The organism is Xanthomonas sp. SHU 199 (assembly GCF_000364665.1).
Lineage (GTDB): Bacteria > Pseudomonadota > Gammaproteobacteria > Xanthomonadales > Xanthomonadaceae > Xanthomonas_A > Xanthomonas_A sontii.
The window spans coordinates 1-3064 of the sequence record NZ_AQOI01000330.1; the positions used below are offsets into that span (position 1 = coordinate 1).

The 3064-nt window shown below is 70.2% G+C and carries 4 protein-coding genes; 3 read left to right on the forward strand and 1 reads right to left on the reverse strand.

Features of this window, described 5'->3' with window-relative positions; all coding sequences use genetic code 11:
• On the reverse strand, nucleotides 1-617 hold a 617-nt coding region (locus D183_RS0111585; protein ID WP_017909133.1), incomplete at its 3' end, for an enoyl-CoA hydratase-related protein.
• A 124-nt stretch (nucleotides 618-741) separates the two neighbouring features.
• Between D183_RS0111585 and D183_RS0111590 the strand changes: the two genes are divergently transcribed.
• The 3 genes from D183_RS0111590 to D183_RS0111600 all read left to right on the forward strand — a co-directional run.
• On the forward strand, nucleotides 742-993 hold the full coding sequence (locus D183_RS0111590; RefSeq protein WP_026144392.1) for a FeoA family protein: 252 nt from the start codon (nucleotides 742-744) through the stop codon (nucleotides 991-993).
• Nucleotides 990-2849, forward strand: a complete 1860-nt coding sequence (gene feoB, locus D183_RS0111595) for a ferrous iron transport protein B (RefSeq protein WP_017909135.1) — start codon at nucleotides 990-992, stop codon at nucleotides 2847-2849. Before D183_RS0111590 ends, feoB begins: the two co-directional genes overlap by 4 nt.
• Nucleotide 2850: 1 nt before the next feature.
• A partial coding sequence (locus tag D183_RS0111600) for a DUF6587 family protein (RefSeq protein WP_017909136.1) occupies nucleotides 2851-3064 on the forward strand: 214 nt, incomplete at its 3' end.

A 3064-nucleotide genomic window follows, 5' to 3' on the forward strand; every position in this document is an offset into this window, starting at 1 on the left:
GCCAGCGGCCCGGCCTGGCCGAGCAGGGCGACTTGGCGCTGCACCGCCGCGTCCAGCGCCTCCGGCGCCACCGCCTGGTGGACCAGGCCGATCTGCGCCGCGGTGGCGGCGTCGAAGGTTTCCGCGCTGGCGAACCAGCGCCGCGCCTGGCGCGCGCCGATCGCCGCGATCACGTATGGCGAGATCACCGCCGGCAGCAGGCCAAGCCGGCTTTCGCTGAGCGCGAAGCGCGCATCGGTGGCGGCCACGGCGATGTCGCAACAGGCGACCAGGCCCACCGCGCCGCCGAACGCCGCGCCTTGCACCCGCGCCACCGTGGGCTTGGGCAGTTCGTCCAGCAGGCGCATCAGCCGCGCCAGGGCCAGCGCGTCGTCCAGGTTCTCCTGTTCGCCGGCGCCGGCCATCGAGCGCATCCACTGCAGGTCGGCGCCGGCCGAGAACGCCGCGCCGGCACCGGCCAGGACCAGTACCTGCACCTGCGGATCGGCGCCGATCTGCAGCAGGGCGTCGCTGAGTTGGGCGATCAGCGCGGCGTCGAAGGCGTTGCGGACCTCGGGTCGGTTCAACTGCAGGGTCAGGACCTTGCCGGATCGTTGCAACAACAGGGCATCGCTCATCGAACACGCTCGTACAAAGGGAAAACGGCAGCCATACGGCGATCATAGCCGGCCGTGCCGGTCCCGCCATGACGCGCCGCGGCGATGCTACAATTGATAACCATTCTTATCGACGGAACGTGCTGTGACGTTGTCCGACATGCCGTTGCGCAGCAGCGCCCTCGTGGAATCCGTGCACGACCGCCAGGCCAACGACGCCATCGCCCGGCGTCTGCGCGAGCTGGGCTTCGTCGCCGGCGAACAGGTGCAGGTGCTGGCCAGCGGGCCGATCGGTGGCGAACCGCTGCTGGTGCAGGTGGGCTATACGCGCTTCGCGCTGCGGCGCAGCGAGGCGGCACGGGTGCAGGTCAGCGCGCTGGACGAGGTGCGCTCGTGAGCGCGGTGGCCGCGCCGCTGCGCCTGGCCCTGGTCGGCAACCCGAACTGCGGCAAGACCGCGCTGTTCAACCAGTTGACCGGCAGCAAGCAGAAGGTCGCGAACTACGCCGGCGTCACCGTCGAGCGCAAGGAGGGCCGCTTCCGCGCGCCGTCCGGGCGCGAGTTCGCGGTGCTGGATCTGCCCGGCGCCTACAGCCTGCAGCCGGCCAGCCTGGACGAGGCGATCACCCGCGACCTGTGCCGCGGCTTCTACCCGGGCGAGCCGGCGCCGGACGTGCTGGTCTGCGTGGTCGACGCCACCAACCTGCGCCTGCACCTGCGCTTCGCGCTGGAACTGCGCGAGCTGGGCAAGCCGATGCTGGTGGCCTTGAACATGGTCGACGCGGCGCAGCGCCGCGGCATCCAGATCGACCGCCAGGCGCTGGAACAGGCGCTGGGCGTGCCGGTGATCGAGACCGTGGCGGTGCGCCGCAACGGCGCCCGCGCCCTGGTCGAGCGGCTGGACGCGCTGGCGCCGGCACTGCCGCCGGCGGTGGCGCCGAGCGAAGGGCAGGGCGACTACCACCAGCAGGTGCGCGCGATCCTGGCGGCGGCGGTGTCGATGCCGACCCGCACCTCGCGCGTCGACGACGCGCTGGACCGTTGGCTGCTGCATCCGGTCGCCGGCCTGTTGACCCTAGTGCTGGTGATGTTCCTGATCTTCCAGGCGGTTTTTGCCTGGGCGCAGCCTGTGATGGACCTGATCGACGGTGGGACCAAGGCGCTCGGTGTCTGGGTCGGCGGAACGCTGCCGCAGGGGCCGCTGAACAGCCTGCTGGTGGACGGCATCATCGCCGGTCTCGGCGGGGTGGTGGTGTTCCTGCCGCAGATCCTGATCCTGTTCGCCTTCATCCTGGCGCTGGAGGAATCCGGCTATCTGCCGCGCGCGGCGTTCCTGCTCGACCGCATGATGGCCGCGGCCGGCCTGTCCGGGCGCTCGTTCATCCCGCTGCTGTCCAGCTTCGCCTGCGCCGTGCCTGGGATCATGTCCACGCGCAGCATCCAGGACCCGCGCGATCGCCTGGCGACCATTCTGGTGGCGCCGCTGATGACCTGTTCGGCGCGGCTGCCGGTGTACACCTTGCTGATCGCCGCGTTTGTGCCGCAGAAGCAGGTGTGGGGCGTGCTCAATCAGCAGGGCCTGGTGTTGTTTGGCCTGTACGTGGCAGCGATCGTCAGTGGTTTGGCGGTGTCGTGGACGATGAAGAAGTGGCGTCGCGACAAGGGCGAGCATCCGCTGCTGCTGGAACTGCCGTCCTACCGCGTGCCGCACCTGCGCGATCTGGCGCTGGGCCTGTGGGAGCGCGCGGCGATCTTCCTCAAGCGCGTCGGCGGCATCATCCTGGCGTTGACCATCCTGCTGTGGTTCCTGCTGAACTTTCCGGCGCCGCCGGCCGACGCCACCCTGCCGGCGATTGACTACAGCTTCGCCGGTCGCATCGGCCACGCCATGACCGCGGTGTTTTCGCCGCTGGGCTTCAACTGGCAGATCTGCATCGCGCTGATCCCCGGCCTGGCCGCGCGCGAGGTGGCGGTGTCGTCGCTGGCGACGGTGTACGCGCTGTCGGCGGCCGACGACGATGCCGCCGCGCAGGCGCTGTCGCCGTTGATCCACGACGGCTGGTCGCTGGCCACCGCGCTGTCGTTGCTGGTCTGGTACATCTACGCGCCGATGTGCATTTCCACCCTGGCCACGATCAAGCGCGAGACCAACTCGTGGAAGCAGATGAGCTTCGCCGCGTTCTACCTGTTCGCGCTGGCGTATCTGGCCTCGCTGGTCACCTACCAGGTTGCGGTGGCGCTGGGAGCCGGCTGAGATGAGCGCCTCGCTGCTGCTGCAGTACCTGGTGATCGCGCTGGCGGTACTGGTCAGCGCCTGGGTGGTGTTGAAGAAGCAATTCCCCGGCACCGCGCGCAAGCTGCGCGGCGCGCTCGCACTACGCCTGCTCAAGCCCGGCCGGGCGGCCTGGCTGCAGGCGCTGGGGCGGCGCATCGCACCGCCGGCCAGCGCCGGTGCAGGCGCCTGTGGCG